This window comes from Xanthobacter sp. ZOL 2024 (assembly GCF_052932325.1).
Window position 1 is genome coordinate 1,414,100 of the sequence record NZ_CM128808.1, and the last position, 24,017, is coordinate 1,438,116.

Sequence of the window (24,017 nt, forward strand, 5' to 3'; positions counted from 1 at the left end):
GCGCCTTCGGGCTCACTGTATCAAAGCCTGCAACCGATGGAGATGCGCATGGCGACGCAGAATGGCGGCCCCACCCCGAATCAGGCGCCGTCGCTGAACGTGCTCGCGCAATACACCAAGGATTTCTCGTTCGAGAATCCCAATGCGCCGCGCTCCCTGTCTGCGCCGCCGAGCCAGCCGGACGTGAATATCCAGATTCACGTCAACGCCAAGCCGGGCGGCAACGGTGATTTCGAGGTGGAGCTCAAGATCGAGGGTGGCGCCAAGGTCGGTGCCGATACCCTGTTCGCCTTCGAGCTCACCTATGCCGGCATCTTCCGGGTGCAGGGCGTGCCCGAGCAGAGCCTGCAGCCGGTGGTGCTCATCGAGTGCCCGCGCATCCTCTTCCCGTTCGCCCGTCAGATCATCGCCGACGCGGTGCGCAATGGCGGCTTCCCGCCGCTGATGATCGATCCGGTGGACTTCGCCGCGCTCTACCAGCAGCGCATGCAGGCCGAGGCGCAGAAGCTCGAGACCTCCGGCCAGGCCTGATCGGCTTCCAACGCCCGGGTCCACGGCCCGGGCGTTTTCATGTGGGGCCGGCGGCTTGACGATGGCCGGGTTGCCCCGCCACCGTGCCGCCTCGCCCGGCGGCGCTGCGCCCGCGGGCGTGGCGGAGCTGGGGCATGGCATCGATAAGGTTCAAGCTGGGTGCGCTGATCGCCGCCGTCGCCGCCCTGGCGGCCCTCGCGGCGGGTGGCGTGGTGGTGGCGGTGGGCGCGACCGATCGTGCCCTGGAGGCCGCCGTGGCTGCCCAGCGCCGCCTGGATCTCCTGACCGAAGCCTCGGCGCGCCTGTCTGAATTCGGCATCACGGCGGTCGCCGATGCGGGCTTTCCCAGCCCCGATCGCGCCCGGCTCGAAGCGGCCCGGGCGCGGGTGGTGGCGGTGCTGGAGATCGTCGCCACCGAAAGCTCCGAGGATCTGTCGCCCTCCGATGCGACGCGCCAGGGCCGGGCGCGATTCCTCGCCCATCTGAAAGCCGATTTCGCCCTTCTGGACCGCCAGATCGGTCTCGCTCTCGCCGATCCCGACGGGGCGCGGCGGTCCGACAAGGTGCGCGGCGCCCTCAATGCCTTCGCCGCCAGCGCCGGCCCGGTGCTCTCCCTGCTGGTGGAGGGGGAACGGCGCGCCGTCACCGAGGCGCGGGCGGAAGCGCGGGCCCTATCCCAACAGCTGAAGCTCGGCGCGGTGCTGCTGGCGGTCACGGTGCTGCTGGTGGCGCTGGTGCTCTATCGGGCCCTGGCCCGGCCGCTGCTCGACCGTTTGGCGCAGATCGACACCGCGGCCGCGGCCATCGGGCGCGGGGTGCTGGCGACCCGCCTCGCCATTGGCCCGCGGGACGAGCTCGGCCTGCTCATGGCGAAGTTCAACCGCATGGCAGAGCGCCTGGCGCGGCGCGAACGCCGGGTGGCGCAGGACCGCGTCGTGCTGGAGCGCACCGTGGCCGAACGCACCGCCGACCTCACCGCCGCCAATGACCGGCTCGCCGCCATCGATGCCTCGCGCCGGCGCTTCTTCGCCGATGTCAGCCACGAGTTGCGCACGCCGCTCACGGTCATCATCGGCGAATGCGACATCACCCAGCGCGCGCCCTCCATTCCCGAGGCGGTGGCCCGCGCCGTGCTCGCCACCATCCGCAAGCGGGCCGGCCGGCTGCATCGGCGCGTGGAGGATCTGCTGCGGGTGGCCCGCTCCGAAAGCGGCGAGATCGAGCTGGTGTTCCAGGATGTACCGATGGCGGCACTGGTGGCCGAGGCCATCGCCGCCTTCGAGACGCCGGCCCAGCGGCAGGGGGTGCGGCTGGCTGGCGTGGTGGCCGACCCCGGCCTGCTGGTGCACGCCGATCGCGAATGGCTGCGGCAGGTGATCGAGGGCCTCATCGACAATGCCCTGCGCCACGGCGCGCCGCTGTCGATGATCACAGTGGATGCCCACGAAGCGCTGGGCGAGGTGCGCATCATGGTCGCGGACGATGGGCGCGGCATTCCCCCGGCGGCCCGCGCCGGCCTGTTCCAGCGCTTTGCTCGGGGCAGTGCCAGCGCCGCCCATTCCGGTTTCGGGCTCGGCCTGTCGCTGGCGGAATGGGTGGTGACGCAGCATGGCGGACGTATCACACTGGGGGACAATGACGACGGTGGCGACGTCCGCGCGGGGACCCGCGTGACGATCACGCTGCCGCGGCCCTTCGGCGCCGAGGCCGCCGGGGCGGGAGAGGAGACGACATGAACATTCTGGTGGTGGAGGACGACAGCGATATCGGCGCGATGCTGAGCCGCGGGCTCGTTGCCGAGGGGTTTGAGGTGCAGGTGGTGGGGCGCGCCGACGCGGCGCTCGATACCGCCCGGGCCTACAATCCCTGCGCTGTGGTGCTCGACATCATGCTGCCCGACGGTTCCGGTATCGATGTCTGCCGGGCGCTGCGGAACGCCGGGCATTCCGGCCCCATCCTGTTCCTCAGCGCCAAGGACGAGGTGGCCGACCGCGCCGAGGGCCTCGGCGCCGGCGCCGATGACTATATCGTGAAGCCGTTCGAATTCGGCGAGCTGGTGGCGCGGCTGCGGGCCCATCTCATGCACCGGCTGGGCGATGCCCACGACAAGCGGCTGACCGCCGGCCGGCTGGTGCTGGATCTCGCCAGCCGCCATGTGCTGTTCGGCGACATCCACGTGCGCCTGACCGAGCGGGAAGCGGAGCTGCTGGCGCTGCTGATGGCGACCCCGAACCGGCCGGTGGCGCGGGGCGACATCTTTGATCGCCTGTGGGCGAGCCAGGGCGGCGCCTCGCTCAATGTGGTGGATGTCTATGTGGGCTATCTGCGCAACAAGCTGGCGGCGGTGAGCCGCGCCGGTGGGCCTCAGGTGGCCACCGTGCGCGGACGCGGCTTCATGCTGGATCTGGTGGGCGCCGGCGCCCATTGAGCGGCCCTGTCCGGGCAAAGCGGGCACTGCGTGGGGCCGCTGCAACATCTTCCTGGTCGAGGGTGGTGAAAATTCCCCTTGCGGGTCGGCGAATGAAGGACAATATTTGAAGTCACTGTAATGAATGCTCATTACAGCTTGGTTCTTATGATTTTCTTATGAAAATCTGGAACTCAATTAATAGGAGGAAACATCATGCGTTGGCAGAAGCCCGAAGTGTGCGAAGTGTGCGTCGGCATGGAAGTCACCGCCTATCTGCCGGCCGACTTCTGAAAGCAGTGCGTGCCCGCATCCCGGAACGGGCGGGCAACGGCCCCTTTCACCCTTGCCGGTGATGCGGCGCGCGGCTCACGCGCAAGGTGCGTGCGCCCATGTCCCGCGCGGGGCTCGGCACGACCTCCATCATGCAAGCCATTGTTCTTGGCTCTGCGGCCGGCGGCGGCGTTCCGCAATGGAATTGCCGCTGCCCAGTCTGCCGCCTCGCCTGGGCGGGTGATCCCCGGGTCACGCCGCGCACCCAATCTGCCCTGGCGGTGTCGGCCGATGGCGATCGCTGGCTGCTGCTGAATGCCTCGCCGGACCTGCGGGCGCAGATCGCCGCCACCCCGGCCCTGCATCCGCGTGCGGGCGAGCGCCATTCCCCTATCGCCGCCGTGCTGCTGACCAATGGCGACGTGGACCATATCGCCGGCCTCCTGACGCTGCGGGAATCGCAGCCCTTCATCTTGTTCGGCACGGCCGAAACCCTGGCGCTGGTGGGCCAGAACCAGGTGTTCGACGTGGTGAACCCGGCCTTCGTGGAGCGGCGCCAGGTGGCGCTCGGCGCGCCGTTCTCGCCCCTGCCCGGCCTCACGCTGGAGATGTTCTCCGTGCCCGGCAAGGTGCCCCTGTGGCGCGAGGATGCGGAGCTCGTCCTCGGGGCCGAGACCGAGGGCACGGTGGGGGTCGTCATCACCTGCGCCGACAAGCGCCTCGTCTATATTCCCGGCTGCGCCGCCGTGACGGCGGAGGTGCGGGCCCGCCTCGCCGGGGCCGATCTGCTGCTGTTCGACGGCACCCTCTTCCGCGACGATGAGATGATCCGCTCCGGCACCGGGGTGAAGACCGGCGCGCGCATGGGCCACCTCTCCATGTCGGGGCCCGGCGGCACCATGGCGCTGCTCGAGGATGTGCCGGTGAAGCGGCGGGCCTTCATCCATATCAACAACACCAATCCCGCCCTCGTGGATGGCTCGCCGGAGCGCAGCGCGGTGGAGGCGGCGGGGTGGATCGTGACCCGCGACGGCATGGAGTTCTCGCTGTGAGCCTGCAATTCGACATCTCCCGCGAGCCGCTGCCGGCACCGGTCGACACCCCCTACACGCCGGAGGGGCTGGAGGCGGCGCTGCGGACGGTGGGCGCGCAGCGCTATCACAATCGCCACCCGTTTCATCAGCTGCTGCACTCGGGCGCGCTCAATCAGGATCAGGTGCGCGCCTGGGCGCTGAACCGCTATTGCTACCAGTCCGCCATTCCGCGCAAGGACGCGGCGCTCATGAGCCGCTGCGATGACCGGACCCTGCGCCGGGAGTGGCTGCACCGCATCACCGACCATGACGGTTTCGAGGCCGATCAAGGCGGCATCGAGCGCTGGCTGATCCTCACCGACGGCCTCGGCCTCGACCGGGATTACGTGGTGTCCAAGCAGGGCGCGCTGCCGGCCACCACGTTCGCGGTGGAAGCCTATGTGCGCTTCGTGGCCGACCATTCCCTGCTGGAGGCGGTGGCCTCCTCGCTCACCGAGCTGTTCGCGCCCGGCATCCATGCCGAGCGCATCTCCGGCATGCTCACCCATTACGATTTCATCAACGAGACGGTGGTGGCCTATTTCCGCCGCCGGCTCGATCAGGCGCCGAAGGATGCCGATTTCGCCCTCGACTATGTGAAGGCGCATGCGCGCACGGTGGAGCAGCAGCGGGCGGTGCTGCGTGCCCTGACCTTCAAGACCGAGGTGCTGTGGGCGCAGCTGGACGCCCTCTATTTCGCCTATGTGGCGCCCGGCTGGCCGGCGCCGGGGGCCTGGGTGCCCGGTGTCGGCATGGCGGGGATGACCCCATGATCGCCGCCGAAACCGATGTGCCGCGCCTGCCGCGCGGAGTGAAGCTGAAATACGACGCGGTGCGCCAGCGCCATGTGCTGCTGGCGCCGGAACGGGCTTTCAACATCGACGCCATCGCCGCCGCCGTGCTGGCCCTGGTGGATGGCCAGCGCGACTGCGGCGCCATCGTCGATGCCCTGGCCGCGCAATATGACGAGAAGCGCGAGGTCATCGCCGGCGACGTTCTGGCCATGATCGGCGATCTGATCGCCCGCCGGGTGATCGAGCGATGAGCGCCCCGGCGCCGGCCCGCGCGCCGCAGGCCGCCGATCTGGTGGGCCATCCCATCGGCCTGCTGGCGGAGCTGACCCATCGCTGTCCGCTGCGCTGCCCCTATTGCTCCAACCCGCTGGAGCTGGAGCGGCGCGACGCCGAGCTCGACACCGCCACCTGGAAGCGGGTTCTGAGCGAGGCGGCGGCGCTTGGCGTGCTGCACATCCATCTGTCCGGTGGCGAACCCACCGCGCGGCCGGATCTGGTGGAACTCACCGCCCACTGCGCCCGCGAGGGGCTCTATTCCAACCTCATCACGTCCGGCATCGGCCGCGCCGGCACCATGATCGACGCCTTGTACGACGCCGGCCTCGACCATGTGCAGCTCTCCGTGCAGGGCGCCACCGTCGACACCGCGGATCGCATCGGCGGTTATAAAGGCGGCCACGTGGCGAAGCTCGCCTTTGCCCGGCGGGTGGTGGAACTGGGACTGCCGCTCACCCTCAACGCGGTGATCCACCGCGGCAACATCCACGAGGTGGAGGAGATCATCGCCCTCGCGGTGGCGCTCAAGGCCAAGCGGCTGGAGGTGGCGCACACCCAATACTATGGCTGGGCCTATGTGAACCGGGCGGCGCTGATGCCGGAGCGGGCGGAGGTGGACCGCTCCATCGCGCTGGTGGAAGAGGCCCGCCGGCGGCTCGAAGGCGTGCTCGTCATCGACATGGTGATTCCGGACTATTACGCCCGCTATCCCAAGCCCTGCACCGGCGGCTGGGGCCGCAAGACGCTCAACGTGACGCCCACCGGCAAGGTGCTGCCCTGCCATGCCTCGGAGAACATCCCGGGGCTCGAATTCTGGACCGTGCGCGAGCATGGGCTCGCGGACATCTGGCGCCACAATCCGGCGTTCAACGCCTATCGCGGCACCGACTGGATGCCGGAACCGTGCCGCAGCTGCGAGCGGCGCGAGCTGGACTTCGGCGGCTGCCGCTGCCAGGCCATGGCGCTTCTGGGGGATGCCACCGCCACCGATCCCGCCTGCTCGCGCTCGCCCTTCCACGCCCGCATGGAGGCCCTGGCCACCGCCGAGGCCGGCGGTGTCGCGCCCGACTACATCTATCGCACCATCGGCGGCGCCCCGGTGCCGCAGCCGGCGGAGACGCTGTCATGAGCCTTCTGCGTTCCCCTCGCCGCGCCGGACGGCGTGCCGCGCTGCCGGTTGCCGCATTTCTGCTGGCGGCGGGCCTCGTCGCCGCGCCGGCGTTCTCGGTGCTGCAGGCCGCCGAAACCGCGGCACCGGCGGCGGCGGCGCTGCTGTTCGAGGCGCCGCAGCTCGCCGACACCACGCCGGGCCAGACGCTGCGCTACGACTACCACCGCAAGATGGCCAATGCCGACCTCGGCCCCAGCTATGACGATCGCATCACCCTGCAGATCGAGCCCGCCGCCGAGGCGCCGCCCGGCGCGCGCACCGTGAAGGTGGACTTCTTCGGCCCCGAGCGGCACCGCGCTGCCGGTCCGTTCGAGGGAGTGAGCGGCAATCCCGTGCTGGTGCTGTTCCTGGAGCATCATGTGGGCGACCTGTCGGGCCTGCTGAAGGGCAACCCGCGCTATTTCAAGAACGCCATCCGTGCCGCCCTGCGCGACAAGGCGGAGGTGAGCCCGCTGCAGATCACCCGCGGCGGCCACACCTATGCGGGCTGGCAGGTGAAGGTGGCGCCGTTTGCCGGCGATCCCAATGCCAAGCGCATGCGCGGCCTGGAGGCCCTGACCTACACGTTCGACGTGGCCCCGGAGCTGCCGGGCGCCATCGCCCGCATCGCGGTCACCGCCGACGTCCCCGAGGGGCGCTTGTGGGAGGAGGCATTGAGCTATGAGCCATAGAGCTTTTGCACGCATCGCCGCGGTAGCGCTGGCGTTGGCGCCGCTGGGAGTCTCGGCCACCGAGACCAGTGATTATCCCACCGAGGCCCGGGTGGATTATGTGCTGGCCTGCATGGGCGCCAACGGCCAGACGCGCGATGCCATGACCCGCTGCGCCTGCTCGGTGGATACACTGGCTTCAGTGCTTCCCTATGACCGCTACATTCAGGCCGAGACCATCCTGTCCATGCGCCAGGGGCTGGGGCAGGGCGCGTCCATATTTCGCAGCGTGAAGATGTATGACGACATCATCGCCGATCTGCGCCGCGCCCAGGCCGAAGCCGAGGTGCGGTGCTTCAAGTAATTCCGGCGATCGGCGTGCAATTGAAGGCGGGAGAACGGGGGCGCGGCGCACCCAATTCCCATGGACGCGGGGGATGTGCCTGCCGCCGGGTTTCGCAACGCACAACAATTGCTCGCATCTGCCGCACAGCTGACGGGTTTTCAAGTCCCGATGGGCTGTGTTAGCTTCCTTCTCAAGAACAGACGCATGGCGCACGAAGCCGTTCCTCAGAAGAGGCGGAGCTACGAAGCGCACTGCAACGACAAGCGGGCAACCGCCGCGGCGTCTTGATCGGGTCCTTAAATTCCCATCCAGGCAGTGCCATGGCCATATCCCGTTTCGTTGCCCCACCCGTAGTGTCGGGTTCTTTCCTGCAGTTTCAGCATGGGACCAGTGCCTGCGCGGCCGCGGTCGCCCCGGCTTCCCGCGCGCTGTCCGCACGGTGACATCATGACAAGTGACGACGAGTCCCGCGACGATGCAGATCGCATCGTGACGGACGTGGTCTGCGGTTTTTGCGGCCTCGGCTGTGACGATCTCGAAGTGGCCGTGTCCGGCCGCGCCATCCGTCCCATCAAGGCGTGCGCCGAGGCGGCGCGCCTGCTCGCCCGGCCGGATCAGCCGCCGCCGGCGCCGCGGGTGGGCGGCCAGGAGACCACCCTTGCGGAGGCCGCGGCCGCCGCCGGGCGCCATCTGCGCGGCAGCCGCGCCGCCGCCTTCAGCGGCCTCGGCGCCGACCTCGACGGCCTGCGCCGGGTGTTCGACATCGCCATGACCTGCGGCGCCAGCTTCGATCACGAGGCCTCCGGCGGCCTGTTCGCCAATCTGGAGCGGCTGGGACGGCGCGGCTGGATCGCCACCACCGTCGCCGAGGTGCGCAACCGGTGCGATCTCCTGGTGGTGTTCGGACCCGATCCGACCCTCAGCTTCGGCCATGTGTTCGAGCGCCTGCTGCCGTCGGCTGCCGGTGACGCGGATGCCGCGCCGCTGTTCGTCGCCGGTCGCCGGCGCCGTGTGGTGATCATCGGCGGCGCCCTTTCCGAAGCCGCGCGGCGGGCGCTGGCCGGCCAGGAGGTGGTGGAAATCCCGGTGCCGACCGATCAGGTGGCGCTGGCGGCCCAGGCGCTCACCGGCCTGCTCGCCGGCCGCGCCGTGGCCGACCTGCCGGAACTGGATGGTATCGCGCCGGCGCTGGTGGCGCTGGTGGAGCCGCTGAAGGCGGCGGCCTATTCGGTGTTCGTCTGGAATGCGGGAGTGCTCTCCACGCGGGACGCCGCCACCGTGGCGGAAGCCGCAGCCGGCGCCGTGGACGTGCTCAGCGTCACCACCCGCGCGGCGGTGTTTCCGCTCGGCGGGCGGGACAACATCACCGGTGCCCATCAGGCGGCGCTGTGGCGGTTCGGCTATCCCCTGCGCACCAGCGTCGGCGGCGGCACCGCCCGCCATGCCCCGGATCGCTACGCCACCGCGACCGCGTTGAAGGATGCGGACCTGCTGCTGCATGTAAGCGCGTTCCGCCCCGGTGCCCCTGCGGATTTCGAACGGGGCCCGGTGATCGCCCTCGCCCATCCCGACACGGTGTTCACCCGCGAGCCGGATGTGTTCATTCCGGTGGGAACGCCGGGGGTGGACCACTTCGGCCACGTGTTCCGCATGGATTCCGTGGTCTGCCTGCCCCTCGCTCCACTACGTAACGCCGAGCTGCCCAGCGTGGCTGCGGCCGCGGAAGCCATTCTCGACAGCCTGCGGAGGGCGGCATGACCACACGCATCACCGGCGGGCGGGTGTTCGACCCCGCCAACGGCGTGGTGGACACGCCGCGCGATATCGTCATCTCCGATGGCCGCATCATCGCCGCAGACGGCCCCGCCGGGGCCAATGACGAGATCATCGACGCCTCGGGCTGCGTGGTTCTGGCCGGCGGCATCGATCTGCACACCCACATCGCCGGCGGCAAGGTGAACCTCGGCCGCCTGTTGATGAACGACGACCGGGCGCGATTCCCGGAGCCGTTCGGCGGCATGATGTGCGGCTGCGGCGGCGGGCGCGCCGCGCCCACCACCCATGCCACCGGCTGCCGCTATTCGCAGATGGGCTACACCGCCGCCTTCGAGCCGGCGGTGGTGGGGGCCAATGCCCGGCACGCCCATCTGGAGATGGGCGACATCCCGAACCTCGACACCGGCGGCTTCCTGGTGCTGGGCAATGACGATTTCCTGCTGCGGATGATCGCCGAGGGGGACGGCCAGCAGGCGGTGAACGACTATGTGGCCTGGATGCTCAAAGCCACCCAGTGCTGCGCCATCAAGATCGTCAATCCGGGCGGCATCAACGCCTTCAAGTTCAACGGCCGGGCTCTCGACCTGGATGAAACCGGCCCCCATTACGGCCTCACGCCCCGGCGCATCCTCAACACCCTGCAGCGGGCGGTGACGGAACTGGGCGTGCCCCATCCGATCCATCTGCACGGCTGCAATCTCGGCGTGCCGGGCAATGTGAAGACCACGCTGGCCACCATCGGCGCCACCGAGGGCTTCCCGCTGCACCTCACCCACATCCAGTTCCATTCCTATGGAACGGAGGGCGACCGGCGCTTCTCCTCCGGCGCGGTGGAGATCGCCGAGGCGGTGAACGCCAATCCCCACATCTCCATTGATGTGGGGCAGATCATGTTCGGCCAGACGGTGACCGCCTCGGCCGACCTGATGTCGCAATATCGCAACCATGGCATCGCCGATCCCAAGAAGTGGATCGGCATGGACATCGAGATGGATGCGGCCTGCGGCGTGGTGCCATTCAATTATCGCGACACCTCGTTCGTCAACGCCCTGCAATGGGCCATCGGGCTGGAGCTGTTCCTGCTGGTGGAAGATCCCTGGCGGGTCTACCTCACCACCGATCATCCCAATGGCGGGCCGTTCACCTCCTATCCGCACCTCATCCGGTTGCTGATGGACAAGCCGTTCCGCGATGCCCACCTGGAGCGCATCCACAAGGCGGCCCGCGCCCATACCCGGCTCGCGGAGATTTCCCGCGAATACACGCTGGAGGAGATCGCGGTGGTGACCCGGGCGGCGCCGGCCCGCACCCTCGGCCTCAAGGATCGTGGCCATCTCGGCCCCGGCGCCCGTGCCGACGTGGTGCTGTACGTGGAGCAGCCCGACCGCGAGGCCATGTTCGCCGCGCCCCGCCTGGTGCTGAAGGATGGTGACATCGTCGTGCGCGATGGCGAGGTGGTGGCGCTCAAGAAGGGGCGCACGTTCGCGGTGCATCCGCCCTCTGACCCGCTCATGGACAAGCGCCTGGAGCGCTGGTTCGACGAGGCGGTGGGGCTCAAATCGAGCCATTTCCAGATTGCCGATGGCGAGATCCGCGACGGCGAAGGGCCTGAGCTGGTGGAGACCCAGCCATGAAGATCAATGGTGTGGAGATCCGCGACAGCTTCGCGGAAGCCTTTCCCATGGCGGGCACCCGCCTCATCATCACCGCCGACACGCCGCGCTGGGCGCGCACCGCTGCCACCAGCATGACCGGCTTCGCCACTTCGGTGATCGGCTGCGGCTGCGAGGCTGCCATCGAACGGGAGCTGGCCCCCAGCGAGACCCCGGACGGGCGGCCCGGCATCAGCGTGCTCATCTTCGCCATGTCTTTGAAAGACCTGAAGAAGATCGTGCCGCTGCGGGTCGGCCAATGCGTGCTCACCTCGCCCACCTCGGCCTGCTATGCCGGGCTTCAGGGCGGCCCGGCCATCCCTATCGGCCGGGCCCTGCGTTATTTCGGCGATGGCCACCAGGTGTCAAAGAAGATCGAGGATCAGCGCATCTGGCGGGTGCCGGTGATGGAGGGCGAATTCGTCTGTGACGAGATCTCCGGCTCGGTGACCTCGGCGGTGGGCGGCGGCAACTTCCTCATTCTCGCCCGCGACCGGCCGGCGGCCCTGGCGGCGGCGGAAGCGGCGGTGGATGCCATGGCCCAGGTGGAAGGCGCTGTTCTGCCGTTCCCCGGCGGCGTGGTGCGCTCGGGCTCCAAAGTGGGCTCCAAATATGCGGGGCTGATCGCCTCCAGCAACGACGCCTATTGCCCGACCCTGCGGGGCCTCGTGCCCTCGGCTCTGCCGCCGGAAGTGGGCAGCGTGATGGAGATCGTCATCGACGGCCTCGGCGAAGCGGAAATGGCGGCCAGTATGCGCGCGGGCATCGCCGCAGTGTGCGAACTTGGCGCCGACGCCGGGGTGGTGGCGGTGGATGCCGGCAATTACGGCGGCAATCTCGGCCCGTTCCATTTCAAGCTCCGGGCGCTGATGGCGCCGGCCGGGCTTGCAAAAGAAACCCTGGAAGGGGGGCAGGCATGAGCGGCTATCGGCTGAAGCTGCGGGCGCCGCTCGACGCCCGCCTGGATCTCACCGGCATCACCCCGGCGGCCCTCGCCGGCCTGAGCAGTGATGCGGTGGCGCGCAAGGATGTGTTCCTCGGGGCCCAGCGGGTGGCCCTGGGTGAGCTGTTCGAGGTGAGCTCGGGCGCGTCTGACGCCCTGGTGGTGAGCGGCGATCCGCGGCTCGATGGCGTCGGCGCCGATCTCGGCGCGGGTGAGATCCTGGTGGAGGGCCCGGTGGGCGCCGATGCCGGGGCCCGCATGACGGGTGGTCGCCTGGTGGTGCGCGGCGATGCCGGCGACGGCCTCGCCGCCGGTCTGGTGGCCGGTCGCATCGAGGTCGCGGGTGATGCCGGTGCCGGGCTTGGCAGCGCCCTGCCCGGTGAGCGGCTGGGCATGCGCGGCGGTGTGGTTCAGGTCGGCGGCAATGCGGGCCTCCGCCTCGCCGAGCGGCTGCGCGGCGGGCTGGTGCTGGTGGCCGGTGATGCGGGCGCCGGCGCGGCGACTGATCTTATCGCCGGCACCGTGGCCGTGGCCGGGCGCCTGGGGCCCGATGCCGGGCGCGGCATGCGGCGCGGCTCGCTGCTGCTGGCCCAGGCGCCAGCGGCCCTGGCGCCGGGTTTCGCCGACACCGGCAGCCACGACCTCGTGGCACTGCTGCTGATGGCGCGCCGGGTGCCGGAGCTGGCGGCCCTGTTCGGCGGCGGCGTGTCCGGCCGCGCCCAAAGATTTGCCGGCAACCGATTGGTGGGCGGCGAAGGTGAAATACTGCTGCTGCAGTGAGCTGTGGCTGGCGCAACACGAGCCGGTCCAAACCGGCCAGAAGGAGGAAGTCCGATGAGAGTGACTTTTGCGCGCGTCGTTGCGGCCGGCACCCTGGCGGTGCTGCTCGCCGGCGCCGGTTCGGCCCGGGCGGAGGATGCCGCGGTGGCCGGTGACCCCGCCAAGGGGGAGGTGGTGTTCAAGAAATGCATGGCCTGCCATGCCATTGGCCCCGGCGCCAAGACCAAGGTCGGCCCGCCGCTCAATGGCATCGTCGGCGCCAAATGGGCGCACTTCGAGGGCTATCCTTATTCCGAGGACATCAAGTCCGGTGCCGCCGCCGGCAAGGTCTGGGATCTGGCCACGCTCGACAATTATATCACCAACCCCAAAGTGCTGGCACCCAAGGGAAAAATGGCCTTCGCCGGGGTCAAGAACGACACCGAGCGGGCCAACCTGATCGCTTTCCTGGCGCAGTTCGACGCTGAGGGGAACAAGAAATAGCATCCGTTCGCCGGAGAGGTCGCCGGCGAACGGTTGAGGTTTGCCATTCACGTCGCGAGGGGGTCGTGGCGTGAGAACCTGAGGCGGCAAAGTGAAAAACTTTGCCGCCTATTTTTATTCGCCGGCGAGCTGCTTCAGCCACCGCTCCGCCTGCGCCCGCACCCGCTCGGGCGCCGTGCCGCCATAGCTCATGCGGCTGTCCACCGAGCGTTCCACCGACAGGACGGAATAGACGTCGTCGGTGATGCGGGCATCCACCGCCTTCATGTCAGCCAGCGGCACGTGATCCAGCGCCAGACCCTTGTCGGCGGCGAGACCGACGATGCGGCCGGTAATATGATGCGCTTCGCGGAACGGGATGTTGAGCGCCCGCACCAGCCAGTCAGCCAGGTCCGTGGCGGTGGAGTAGCCCTGGCCGGCAGCGGCCTTCATGCGGTCGGCGTCGGGGGTGAGATCACGCACCATGCCGGCGCTCGCGGCGATCACCAGAGACAGCGCGGACAGAGCGTCGAAGGCACCTTCCTTGTCCTCCTGCATGTCCTTGGCATAGGCCAGAGGCAGGCCCTTCATGACCACCAGGATGCCGGTGAGGGCGCCGATGATGCGGCCGGCCTTGGCCCGCACCAGCTCCGCCGCATCGGGATTGCGCTTCTGCGGCATGATCGAGGAGCCGGTGGTGAAGGCATCCGAGAGCTTGACGAGGGCGAACGAGGGGGAGGTCCAGATCACCACCTCCTCGGCGAAGCGGGAGAGGTGCACGGCGCAGATGGAGGCGGCCGACAGGGTCTCCATCACAAAGTCGCGATCGGACACGCCGTCGAGGGAATTGGCAGTGGGCCGGGCGAAGCCGAGGGCGGCGGCGGTGGCCTCGCGGTCGATGGGGAAGGAGGTGCCGGCCAGCGCCGCCGAGCCCAAGGGGCACTCGTTGAGGCGGGCGCGGGCATCCTTCAGCCGGCCGCGGTCGCGGTTCATCATCTCCACATAGGCCATCAGATGGTGGCCGAAGGTGACCGGCTGGGCGGTCTGCAGGTGGGTGAAGCCGGGCATCACCGTGGCGGCGTGGGCGAGCGCCTTCTCGGCCAGCGCCAGCTGCAGATCGGCCAGCTGGGCGTCGAGGGCGTCGATGGTGTCGCGCATATACAGGCGGAAGTCGGTGGCCACCTGGTCGTTGCGGGAGCGGGCGGTGTGCAGGCGGCCGGCACTGGCGCCGATCAGCTCGGCGAGCCGGGACTCCACATTCATATGGATGTCCTCCAGCTCGCGGCGGAAGCTGAAGTTGCCGGCCTCGATCTCTGACAGGATCGTGTCTAGACCGTCCTGGATCTTCTGGGCATCGTCGCCGGCGATGATGCCCTGGGTGGCGAGCATGGCCGCATGGGCCTTGGAGCCGGCGATGTCCTGCGCGTAAAGACGCTGATCGAAGCCGATGGAGGCGTTGATCTCCTCCATGATGGCATCGGGGGCGGAGGTGAAGCGCCCGCCCCACATCTTGTTGCTCATGACGGATCTCCGGTGATGACCAAACCTGAACAGGCGTCCCCCGATACCGAAAGCCGGAACGGGGCTGTTCCGGCGGCTCAGGGCGGCGCTTCCGCGCGGCGCGCGTCGGCCCGGCGGACCATCGGCCTGGTGGCTCTGGCGACGCTGGCGGGCGCCGCGGCCGGCGCGCTCGCCCTATACGGGATGAACCACCTCTCCGGCAATGCACCCGTGGCGCAGAGCAGCGCTGAACCGGCCGCGACCGCCACCGGCCCGACCCCCGACACGGCGACCGCGGACTGCGCCGCCAGCGTAGCGCGGGCCCGCGGCCTCGACGGGCTGGCCAAAGGCGAGCTGGCGGCTCTCAAGCTGGCCACCGAGCCGCGCCGGCTGCCGAACCTCACCTTCACCGACGCCAAGGGCGTGAGCGGCAGCCTCGAGGATTTCAAGGGACGCATCGTCCTGGTCAATCTGTGGGCCACATGGTGCGTGCCCTGCCGCAAGGAAATGCCGGAGCTGGATCATCTCGAGCAGGCTCTCGGCGGGCCGGATTTCGAGGTGGTGGCCATCAATCTCGACACCCGCGACCCGGACAAGGCGCAGCGCTTTCTTGCCGAAACCCAGGTTCGTCACCTGCGCTTCTTCGCCGATCCGCAAACCCGCAGCTTCCAGGCGCTGCGGAGCGTCGGCCGCGGCTTCGGCCTGCCCACCACTTTGCTGGTGGACCGCAACGGCTGCGAGTTGGGTTTTCTGGCCGGCCCCGCCGCGTGGGGGAGTCCCGAGGCGCAGGCCCTGGTGAAGGCTGCGGTTGCCGGCCGCTAAGGGGGCACCGAAACGGATCCCGATGCCTCAGCGGCCCGTGAGGTAGTAAGATAACGCTGCGAGTGCGGCGCCGGGCCGCGGCGCGGCGACATTCCGCAGCGGTGAGCCCGAGGCTGTAGGACAGCCGGCACGGATCCACGCCGAACCCCATAAACCATTGGTTTACCTTAACGTTGCGTAACCTTTTGTGGCACGCCTCGCTTAAGGTTCTGGAAGCGGTTGCACCTGCAGGATGGAATTACCACACGTTTACGGTATCATCGTGCGGCGCAAAATTAGTCATAGATTCATCATTGGCTTGCGCCCTCGACAAATTGGCGACACAAAAAGCTGGGCCCGCAGGTCTTGACACCGGCGGCCGCCTTGGTCTTGTCCGCGTCGAATCAGCATTGGCGGTCCCTTTGAGAATTCTGTCCGTTTTCGGCACGCGCCCCGAGGCGATCAAGATGGCCCCGCTGGTCAAGGCACTGGCAGCGGAGCCGGGCCTGACGGCGCGCGTGTGCGTCACCGGCCAGCACCGCGAGATGCTGGACCAGGTGCTGCGGCTGTTCGACATCACCCCCGACTTCGACCTCAAGCTCATGGCCAGCAACCAGGGCCTCAACGGCTTGGCCAGCGCCGCCCTTGCCGCCCTCGACCCGGTGCTGGAGGCGGAGCGCCCCGATCGGGTGCTGGTGCATGGAGATACCACCACGGCCATGGCCGCCGCCCTCGCCGCCTTTCATCGTCGCATTCCGGTCGGCCATGTGGAGGCGGGCCTGCGCACCTATCACCTCGACCAGCCGTTCCCGGAGGAGATGAACCGCCGGGTGGTGGATGTGGCGAGCGACCTGCTGTTCGCCCCCACCGCCCGCTCCCGCGCCAATCTCGAGAGCGAGCAGCTGGAAGGCCGCATCATCATCACCGGCAACACGGTGATCGACGCCCTGCAGGAGACCCAGCGCCGCATCGCCGCCGACCCGGCGCTGCGGGCGGAGCTCGATCGCCCGTTCGCCGGGCTGGACGCCGCCAAGCGGATCATCCTCGTCACCGGCCATCGCCGCGAGAATTTCGGCGCCGGCTTCCTGCACATCTGCCAGGCGCTGGCCGACCTGTCGCAGCGGCGGGATGTGGAGATCGTCTATCCGGTGCACCTCAATCCCAACGTGCGCGGGCCGGTGCATGAGGCGCTGTCCGGCCGGGCCAACGTGCACCTCATCGCACCACTCGATTATCTGCCGTTCCAGCGGCTCATGCAGCGGGCCCACCTGGTGCTCACCGATTCCGGTGGCGTGCAGGAAGAGGCGCCCGCCCTCGGCAAGCCGGTGCTTGTCATGCGTGATGTGACCGAGCGCCCGGAGGCTGTCGACGCCGGCACCGTGCAACTGGTGGGCACCGGCCGGGCCGCCATCGTCGCGGCGGTCAGCCGCCTGCTGGACGATCCTGAGGCTTATGCCCGCTTCGCCAACCGCGTGAATCCCTATGGCGACGGCGCCGCGTGCCGCCGGATCGTCGACACCCTTCTCGGCCGTCCGGTCGAAGAGTTCACCCCCGCGTTTTCATCCGTTCTGCAGCGGTCCAAGCCGGCCGCTGCACCGCAACCCACCGCATCGTGAGAGAATGACATGACACCTCATCCCGCACGTCGCGCGGCTTGCGCAATCCCCGCAGGGCTGGTCGCCTTGACCTTGCTCAGTTCCGCGGCCTTTGCACAAACCGCAGATCCCCTCATCTCCGCCCTCCAGGAGCGCGCGCAGGATCAGATGGTGACCCGCGAGGTCACCCTCACCGATCTCGGCGTCGACGCGCCCGTGGTGTTCCAGGGCATGGATGCCCGGCGCGACATTTATGTTCCCGTTCCCGCGGGCGTGCCCCTGTCCGATGCGCGGTTCGTGGTCGATGCGGACTATCTACGCGGCGACGGCGGCCGGACCACCATGGTGGTCTCGGTGGACGGCAATCCGGTGTTCTCCCGGCGGCTCGAAGGCGAGCAGGGCACGGCCAACACCACCGTCGACGTGAGCGCTAAGCCGCGCCCCTCCGGCTTCCTGCGGTTCGGCATCGCCTGGTCGTCGGTGATCGGCGAGGACCTGTGCTCGGACGAGCGGGCCATCGGCAATGTGCTGAAGCTGCTGCCGACCAGCCACCTCATCTATTCCTACAACGCCTCCTACGTGCGCGACCTGTCCACCGCGTGGAGCGCCATGCCCGGCGCCGGCTCGGTGCTGGTGGCCGGCGGCACGCTGGCCAAGGAGAGCTTCGACACCGCCTGGCGGCTCGGCCTCGCGGTGGAGAATGCCGGCAAGCGCATCGTCGTGAAGACCCTGCCCAGCGTGGGTGACGAGGTGGACGTGTCCGGCCTCGACGTGCCCGCCAGCCTGCGGGTCATCGCCCCCTTCTCCAATTTCGTCGGCGCCAACACCTATCGCCTGCGCGACCAGGCCGAGGTGGGCGCCCTGCTGATGCTGCCGTCCTCGCCCATCGGCGCCGACATCGTGGTGGCCGATCCGATCCTGCTGAGCCAGATCCGCAGCGCCCTCGATGCCCTGGCGGGCCGCATGGGCGGGCCGGCCATGGCGGCGTTCAACGACTGGCGCACCAAGTCGGCCAGCCTCGGCAACGCGGTGGTGGCCACCGACGAGCTCAGCCTGCAGACGCTGGCGGGCCGTCCGGTGATCGCCGTCGGCGCCGGCGCCGGCGCCAAGGCCGCCCAGCTGTTCGACAGCTTCTGGCGCGGCTCCATCTCAGCCGGCAACGTCACCGTGCGCTCGGTGGATGCCAAGCCGACCCCGCGGGATAGCATCCCGCTGTCGACCTTCGGCAATGCGGCCGGCAACCTGGAGGTTCTGGCGCGTGGCGACTGGGTGGTGAATTTCGACCTCGCCGCCGCCACCGGTGGCACCAGCCTGCCCAACCGCGTGAACCTCGACGTGGCCGCCGCGCCCGGCGCCTCCACCACCGAGCCGGTGGCGGCGGTGTTCCTGAACGACGTGCTGCTGGCCGCCAAGCGTCTCGACGCCACGGGCCATCCCGAGCACCTCTCGGCGGCCATCCCGGTCTATGCGCTCGGCGCTCGCAACACCCTGCGGGTGACCTTCCAGCGCCAGCCGGTGAGCGACCGGTGCCGCGAGACCCCGCAGGCCTTCCCGGTGGCGGTCCTGCCCTCGTCCAACCTGGAGCTGGGCGGCTCGGTGTCCGGCGCCGACTTCCTCGGCGTGATCTCGGCCATGGCCGGCGGCGGCCGTGTGGTCATTCCCGACACCTACCTCTCCACGGCCCGCGACAGCGTGGTGCGGGTGGTGCGGGCGGCCGCTGCCGCCGGCGTGCCCCCGGGCACCGCCTCCACCCTCGACGTCAACCCGCCCGGGATGCCCTTCAAGGTGAGCGGCTCGTTCCTCGGCCTCGACGTGCCGGCCCAGGGCGCCGACCTCAAGGCCCATGTGGAGGGCGACCGGGTGATCGTCGGCAATGACGAGAAGGCCCGCATCCTCGACATCACCGGCCTCAAGAACGTGGCGCTGGTGCAGGCCGTGCATGCCGATGGCAGCCGCGGCATCCTGTGGCAGAGCATCGGCCCCAAGCCGATGACGCCGCAGAAGGCGGTGCGGCTGTCGCGCGGTGACGTGGCCATCGTCGGCGTGGACGGCACCTTGATCGAGGTGTCGGCCTCCGGCGCCGCGCCCGGCACCGTCCGCGTGCCGGAGACCGAGGGCGCGGTGGCGACCCTGCAGCGCCTGTGGCAGAATTCCGCCGAATGGGGCCTGCCCCTCGGCGTGGGTGCCGCCGCGGTGTTCTTCCTGCTGCTGATGCGCGCTTCCTACGTGCGGCGTCGGGGTAACTGAGCCCTCGGAGGACTGCCACCATGTCCCTCTATTGGCCCTTCCTGTTGGCCGACGTTATTCGCATCATCGAATATTCGTCGGCAGTGGTGGCGGTCCTCATCCTCCTGTCCTCGCTCGACGACCTGTTCGTCGATGCGTGGTACTGGACGCGGCGGATCTACCGGCGGTTCGTGGTCGAACCGTTCATCCGTCCGCTTTCGGTCCAGGCGCTGTATCAGAAGGACGAGCAGCCGCTCGCCATCATGATCCCCGCCTGGCAGGAATCCGATGTGATCGCGGCCATGATCGAGAACATGGTCAGTGTTCTCGATTACCGGCGCTACATGATCTTCGTTGGGACCTATCCCAACGATCCCGACACCATCGCCGAGGTGGAGCGCATGCGCCGGCGCTACAAGCAGCTGGTGCGTGTGGAGCTGCGCAACCCCGGCCCCACCAACAAGGCCGACTGCCTCAACGCGGTGGTGCGCGCCATCTTCCAGCACGAGCAGATGACCGGCACCGAGTTCGCCGGCCTCATCCTGCACGACAGCGAGGATGTGCTGCATCCGCTCGAGCTGCGCTTCTTCAACTACCTGCTGCCCCGCAAGGATCTGGTGCAGGTGCCGGTGGTGTCGCTGGAACGCCATTGGTCGGAGATGGTGGCCGGCATCTATATGGACGAGTTCGCCGAGTGGCATGCCAAGGATCTGGTGGTGCGCGAAAGCGTCGCCGGCTCGGTGCCCTCGGCGGGGGTGGGAACCTGTTTCTCCCGCCGCGCCGTGCTCTACCTCAACAGCGAGGGCGAGGTGTTCAACACCGGCAGCCTGACCGAGGATTACGACATCAGCGCCCGCCTCTCCGCCGCCGGCATGCAGGCCATCATCGCCCGGTTCCCGGTGGAATACCGGGTGAAGCGCGAGACCTTCTTCGGCTTCGGCCCGGAAAAGGAAATGCGCCTGTCCATGCCGCTGTGCGTGCGTGAGTTCTTCCCCGATACCTTCCGCACCTCCTACCGGCAGAAGGCGCGGTGGGCCCTGGGCATCGCCTTCCAGGGCTGGCAGTACATGGGCTGGCGCGGTTCTCTCGCCAACAAGTACTTCCTGCTGCGCGATCGCAAGGGCGTGGTCACCTCCATCGTGACGGTGCTCGCCTACGTGCTCGCGGTGCTATTCCTGGTGATCTACTTCGGCAGCGAGCTGGGCTTCATTCCCCAGCGCTATCCGTCCATCTTCGCGACGGAAGGCTGGCTGTTGGCGGTGCTGGCGGCCAACGCCGTCGCCTTCGCCCTGCGGCTGGCACAGCGCTTCTACTTCGTCTCGGCCATCTATGGCTGGGAACAGGGGGTGATGTCGGTGCCGCGGGTGGTGATGGGGAACTTCGTCAACTTCGCGGCCACCCTGCGGGCGTGGAAGCTGTTCCTCGGCCACATTTTCCTCGGTCGGCGCATCGTCTGGGACAAGACCATGCACGACTTCCCGGAAAGCGAGGCCTTCGCCCATCGGCGCCAGCGGCTCGGCGAGCTGCTGCTGATGTGGCAGGCGGTGCTGCCCGAGCATCTCGACGAGGCACTGGCGCTGCAGAGCGGCCAGCAGCAGCCGCTCGGCCGCATCCTCATCTCGCGCGGCTGGCTGGACGAGGAGACGCTGGCGGAAGCCATCGCCTATCAGGCCAACCTGCCGCGGACCCACGTCACCGAGCATCTGGTCCGTGAGTTCCGCGACCTGCTGCCGCTGGACGTGATGGTCCGCCGCCGGGTCATCCCCATCGGCCGCGACGTGTCGGGCCGGCTGGTGGTGGCGGTGTCCTCGCCGCTGGGCGACAAGGCGCTGGAGGACGTGCGGGTGGCCACCGGCGACCTGCCGCTGCAACGCATCGCCCGCGAGAGCGAGATCAACGACGGCCTGAGGCTGGTGGCCGGCACCGGCCGCGGCTTCGAGGGCGCGAGCTCGCCGCCGCTGCTGGGCGACCTGCTGCTGGAAAAGGGCCTGATGCGCCGCGAGGCGTTCGAGTCCGCCATGGAGCACTATCGCCCGGACGTGGACGGGCGGATCGGCGAGTATCTGGTCCGCTGCGGCATCGTCACCTCCGAGGCGCTGGCCGAGACCATGAAGGAACAGCAGCGCCGGCTCATGCTGATGCCGGCGTGACCGGCGCCGGGCGGTGCGCCGTCCGGTGCGTTTCCTGAACACCTCATCGGCGGCCGGTCTCCGGCCGCCGTTTCCTTATACGAGCATCGCCGCGAGAGGATGCCATGGATCGACGCACAGCCCTCATGGTCGCGGGAGGCGCCGCCGGTGCCCTCGGCCTGCTCGGCCTCGACCGGCTGCTGAACCGCGAGGCGCCGCCGCCCAAGGGGCTGATCGACGGCATCGTCTGGCAGCTCTACGACGGCTCCCTCGACCCCTATGGGGAATGGGAGCGGCTGGGGGTGCATGCGCTGCTGCTGCAGTGGATCGTGGTGAACGGCACCGCCTTCGTCCCCGGCCTCGGCGTGCAGACCATCGAGGACCCGCCCAACTGGGAGCGCATCGCCCGTGAGCCGTGGGCCCGCTCCATCATCGTCGGCCTCGCCAGCATGAGCAACGAGCCGGAGGCGCGGCGCAACGTGGCGGCGCTGGTGGAGCTGTCGGCGAACATCGCCCGCCGGCCGCTGCCGTTCCGGGCCGATGGCTTTTACTTCCCGGTGGAGGCTGACCCCACCTGGATGGACGCCCCCAAGATGGGGCCCCTTCTGGCCGCCCTGCCGCGCCCCCTGTGGGTGAGCGCCTATGACAACAGCAACATCGGCGCCGCCCCGTTCGCCGACTGGATCGACAGCTGGCTGCCCAAGGACGTGGGCCTGTTCTTTCAGGATGGCGTGGGGCTGCACATGCGCACCGCCGAGAGCGCCCGGCTCTATGGCGAGGCGCTGACCGCCAAGCTCGGCCGCGACCGCTTCCGCATGATCCTGGAAGCCTTCCGCCCGGCCGGAGGGGACGCGCTGCGGCCGGCGACGGCGGCGGAGATCCGCCCGCAGATCGCCGCCTACCGCGAGTTCGAGACCTTCGCCTTCGAGGCCCCCAACTACCTCAAGCGCAAGCTCATCAACGAGCTGCTGCGCGGCTGAGCATGGCTGAGCGTGGCCCCGGCCGGAACCGGGCCGAAGGGCTCAGTGCCGGAAGTGGCGCACGCCGGTGAACACCATGGCAAGGCCGGCTTCGTCGGCGGCGGCGATCACCTCGGCGTCGCGCATGGAGCCGCCCGGCTGGATCACCGCCGTGGCGCCCGCCTCCACCGCCGCCATCAGGCCGTCGGCGAACGGGAAGAAGGCGTCGGAGGCCACCACCGAGCCCTTGGTGAGCGGCACCGCCAGGCCGGCGGCCGCCGCGGCGTCCTCTGCCTTGCGGGCGGCGATGCGGGCGGAATCCACCCGGCTCATCTGGCCGGCGCCAATGCCCACGGTGGCGAGGTCCTTGGCATAGATGATGGTGTTGGACTTCACGTGCTTGGCCACCCGGAAGGCGAACCGCAGGTCGGTCAGTTCGGCCTCGGTGGGGGCGCGCTTGGTCACCACCTTCAGCTCCAGGTCGTCGGCGCTCATATTGTCGCGGCCCTGCACCAGGAAGCCGCCGGCCACCGTCTTCACCACCAGGCCGGAGGCGCGCACGTCCGGCAGGCCGCCGGTGAGCAGCAGGCGCAGGTTCTTCTTGGCGCCCACCACGGCGATGGCCTCCTCGGTGGCGTCGGGGGCAACGATCACCTCGGTGAAGATCTCCACCATGGCGCGGGCGGCCTCGGCGTCCAGGGTGCGGTTGACGGCGATGATGCCGCCGAAGGCCGAGACGGGGTCGCAGGCGAGCGCCTTGCGATAGGCCTCCTGGAGGCTCGCGCCCTCGGCGACGCCGCAGGGGTTGGCGTGCTTCACGATCACCACGGCGGCGGTGCGACCGGGATGGAACTCGGCCACCGCCTCGAAGGCGGCGTCGGTGTCGTTGATGTTGTTGTAGGAGAGCTGCTTGCCCTGCACCTGGCGGGCGGTGGCGACGCCGGGACGGATCTCGTCGGAGGCGTAGAAGGCGGCCGACTGGTGCGGGTTCTCGCCGTAGCGCAGCGCCTCGATGAGCTTGCCGCCGATGGCCCGATAGGCCGGGGCCTCTTCCTTCAGCTCGCGGGCGAACCAGTTGGAGATGGCGGCGTCATAGGCGGCGGTGCGGGCATAGGCCTTCTGGGCGAGGCGCCGGCGGTTGGCCAGGGTGGTGCCGCCATGGGCGGCGAGCTCCTGCAGGACGGATTCGTAATCCACCGCGTCCACCACCACCGCCACGTCGCCGTGGTTCTTGGCGGCGCCGCGGATCATGGAGGGGCCGCCGATGTCGATATTCTCGATGGTCTCGTCGAAATCGGCCTTGCGGGCGACGGTGGCCTCGAACGGATAGAGGTTCACCACCACGAGATCGATGGGGGCGATGGCGTGCGCGGCCATGGCGGCCTGGTGGCCGGCGTCGTCCCGGATGGCGAGGATGCCGCCATGCACCTTGGGGTGCAGGGTCTTCACGCGGCCGTCCATCATCTCGGGAAAGCCGGTGAGCTCGGACACGTCCTTCACCTTCAGGCCGGCGTCGGCGAGGGCCTTGGCGGTGCCGCCGGTGGAGACCAGCTCCACCCCATGCCCGGCGAGGGCGGTGGCGAACGGCACGAGACCCGTCTTGTCCGACACCGAGATCAGGGCACGGGTCACGGGACGGATATCGGCAGGCATGATGGCGGCTCCGGTGATGG

General features: G+C 69.1%; 22 protein-coding genes. 20 read left to right on the plus strand and 2 right to left on the minus strand.

Features of this window, described 5'->3' with window-relative positions:
• Positions 1–48: 48 nt before the first annotated feature.
• The 15 genes from secB to ACU4E7_RS06785 all read left to right on the plus strand — a co-directional run bounded on the left by secB (position 49) and on the right by ACU4E7_RS06785 (position 13,155).
• The gene (secB, locus tag ACU4E7_RS06715) at positions 49–531 is read left to right on the plus strand and encodes a protein-export chaperone SecB (RefSeq protein ID WP_238123937.1); all 483 of its coding nucleotides are present in this window, start codon (positions 49–51) and stop codon (positions 529–531) included.
• 134 nt (positions 532–665) lie between these two features.
• Complete coding sequence (locus tag ACU4E7_RS06720) at positions 666–2,267, plus strand: HAMP domain-containing sensor histidine kinase (protein ID WP_447021050.1); 1,602 nt, start codon at positions 666–668, stop codon at positions 2,265–2,267.
• Entirely contained in the window at positions 2,264–2,959 is a 696-nt protein-coding gene (locus ACU4E7_RS06725; protein ID WP_238123935.1) for a response regulator transcription factor, read from the plus strand. Before ACU4E7_RS06720 ends, ACU4E7_RS06725 begins: the two co-directional genes overlap by 4 nt.
• 195 nt (positions 2,960–3,154) lie before the next feature.
• Positions 3,155–3,232, plus strand: coding sequence for a pyrroloquinoline quinone precursor peptide PqqA (gene pqqA / locus ACU4E7_RS06730; protein WP_443268014.1), 78 nt, complete (start codon positions 3,155–3,157; stop codon positions 3,230–3,232).
• Between the two features lie 131 nt (positions 3,233–3,363).
• On the plus strand, positions 3,364–4,263 hold the full coding sequence (pqqB, locus tag ACU4E7_RS06735) for a pyrroloquinoline quinone biosynthesis protein PqqB (RefSeq protein WP_447021596.1): 900 nt from the start codon (positions 3,364–3,366) through the stop codon (positions 4,261–4,263).
• A 2-nt stretch (positions 4,264–4,265) separates the two neighbouring features.
• Positions 4,266–5,057 carry a pyrroloquinoline-quinone synthase PqqC gene (pqqC, locus tag ACU4E7_RS06740; RefSeq protein ID WP_443268011.1) on the plus strand — a complete coding sequence of 264 codons (792 nt, stop codon included), beginning with the start codon at positions 4,266–4,268 and terminating at the stop codon, positions 5,055–5,057.
• The gene (gene pqqD / locus ACU4E7_RS06745) at positions 5,054–5,329 is read left to right on the plus strand and encodes a pyrroloquinoline quinone biosynthesis peptide chaperone PqqD (protein ID WP_238123933.1); all 276 of its coding nucleotides are present in this window, start codon (positions 5,054–5,056) and stop codon (positions 5,327–5,329) included. Before pqqC ends, pqqD begins: the two co-directional genes overlap by 4 nt.
• A complete protein-coding gene (pqqE, locus tag ACU4E7_RS06750; protein ID WP_447021051.1) occupies positions 5,326–6,483 on the plus strand; it encodes a pyrroloquinoline quinone biosynthesis protein PqqE in 1,158 nt (385 codons plus the stop codon). Before pqqD ends, pqqE begins: the two co-directional genes overlap by 4 nt.
• Positions 6,480–7,196 carry a hypothetical protein gene (locus ACU4E7_RS06755; protein WP_447021052.1) on the plus strand — a complete coding sequence of 239 codons (717 nt, stop codon included), beginning with the start codon at positions 6,480–6,482 and terminating at the stop codon, positions 7,194–7,196. The genes pqqE and ACU4E7_RS06755 overlap by 4 nt, the downstream gene beginning before the upstream one ends.
• Positions 7,186–7,539: a hypothetical protein gene (locus tag ACU4E7_RS06760; protein ID WP_447021053.1), complete on the plus strand. Its 354-nt coding sequence runs from the start codon at positions 7,186–7,188 to the stop codon at positions 7,537–7,539. The genes ACU4E7_RS06755 and ACU4E7_RS06760 overlap by 11 nt, the downstream gene beginning before the upstream one ends.
• Positions 7,540–7,968: 429 nt before the next feature.
• Entirely contained in the window at positions 7,969–9,279 is a 1,311-nt protein-coding gene (locus ACU4E7_RS06765; protein ID WP_447021054.1) for a formylmethanofuran dehydrogenase, read from the plus strand.
• Complete coding sequence (locus ACU4E7_RS06770) at positions 9,276–10,931, plus strand: formylmethanofuran dehydrogenase subunit A (protein WP_447021055.1); 1,656 nt, start codon at positions 9,276–9,278, stop codon at positions 10,929–10,931. Before ACU4E7_RS06765 ends, ACU4E7_RS06770 begins: the two co-directional genes overlap by 4 nt.
• A complete protein-coding gene (fhcD, locus tag ACU4E7_RS06775; RefSeq protein ID WP_447021056.1) occupies positions 10,928–11,869 on the plus strand; it encodes a formylmethanofuran--tetrahydromethanopterin N-formyltransferase in 942 nt (313 codons plus the stop codon). Before ACU4E7_RS06770 ends, fhcD begins: the two co-directional genes overlap by 4 nt.
• On the plus strand, positions 11,866–12,672 hold the full coding sequence (locus tag ACU4E7_RS06780) for a formylmethanofuran dehydrogenase subunit C (protein ID WP_447021057.1): 807 nt from the start codon (positions 11,866–11,868) through the stop codon (positions 12,670–12,672). The genes fhcD and ACU4E7_RS06780 overlap by 4 nt, the downstream gene beginning before the upstream one ends.
• A 54-nt stretch (positions 12,673–12,726) precedes the next feature.
• Positions 12,727–13,155 carry a c-type cytochrome gene (locus ACU4E7_RS06785; protein WP_447021058.1) on the plus strand — a complete coding sequence of 143 codons (429 nt, stop codon included), beginning with the start codon at positions 12,727–12,729 and terminating at the stop codon, positions 13,153–13,155.
• Between the two features lie 114 nt (positions 13,156–13,269).
• Here the strand turns inward: ACU4E7_RS06785 and argH are convergent, their stop codons facing one another.
• The gene (argH, locus tag ACU4E7_RS06790; protein WP_238123924.1) at positions 13,270–14,655 is read right to left on the minus strand and encodes an argininosuccinate lyase; all 1,386 of its coding nucleotides are present in this window, start codon (positions 14,653–14,655) and stop codon (positions 13,270–13,272) included.
• A gap of 15 nt (positions 14,656–14,670) precedes the next feature.
• On the opposite strand from argH, the gene tlpA reads away from it, so the two are divergent.
• The 5 genes from tlpA (at position 14,671) to ACU4E7_RS06815 (ending at position 22,365) form a co-directional block, all read left to right on the plus strand.
• Positions 14,671–15,456: a thiol:disulfide interchange protein TlpA gene (gene tlpA, locus ACU4E7_RS06795; protein ID WP_447021059.1), complete on the plus strand. Its 786-nt coding sequence runs from the start codon at positions 14,671–14,673 to the stop codon at positions 15,454–15,456.
• Between the two features lie 401 nt (positions 15,457–15,857).
• A complete protein-coding gene (gene wecB / locus ACU4E7_RS06800; protein ID WP_447021060.1) occupies positions 15,858–17,051 on the plus strand; it encodes a non-hydrolyzing UDP-N-acetylglucosamine 2-epimerase in 1,194 nt (397 codons plus the stop codon).
• Positions 17,052–17,198: 147 nt separating this feature from the next.
• On the plus strand, positions 17,199–19,277 hold the full coding sequence (locus ACU4E7_RS06805; protein WP_447021061.1) for a hypothetical protein: 2,079 nt from the start codon (positions 17,199–17,201) through the stop codon (positions 19,275–19,277).
• A gap of 20 nt (positions 19,278–19,297) precedes the next feature.
• Positions 19,298–21,406: a glycosyl transferase family protein gene (locus ACU4E7_RS06810; protein ID WP_447021062.1), complete on the plus strand. Its 2,109-nt coding sequence runs from the start codon at positions 19,298–19,300 to the stop codon at positions 21,404–21,406.
• Between the two features lie 104 nt (positions 21,407–21,510).
• Positions 21,511–22,365 (plus strand): hypothetical protein, encoded by an 855-nt coding sequence (locus tag ACU4E7_RS06815; protein ID WP_447021063.1) that lies wholly within the window; start codon positions 21,511–21,513, stop codon positions 22,363–22,365.
• 42 nt (positions 22,366–22,407) lie between these two features.
• Here the strand turns inward: ACU4E7_RS06815 and purH are convergent, their stop codons facing one another.
• Positions 22,408–23,997 carry a bifunctional phosphoribosylaminoimidazolecarboxamide formyltransferase/IMP cyclohydrolase gene (purH, locus tag ACU4E7_RS06820; RefSeq protein WP_238123918.1) on the minus strand — a complete coding sequence of 530 codons (1,590 nt, stop codon included), beginning with the start codon at positions 23,995–23,997 and terminating at the stop codon, positions 22,408–22,410.
• Between the last annotated feature and the right edge of the window lie 20 nt (positions 23,998–24,017).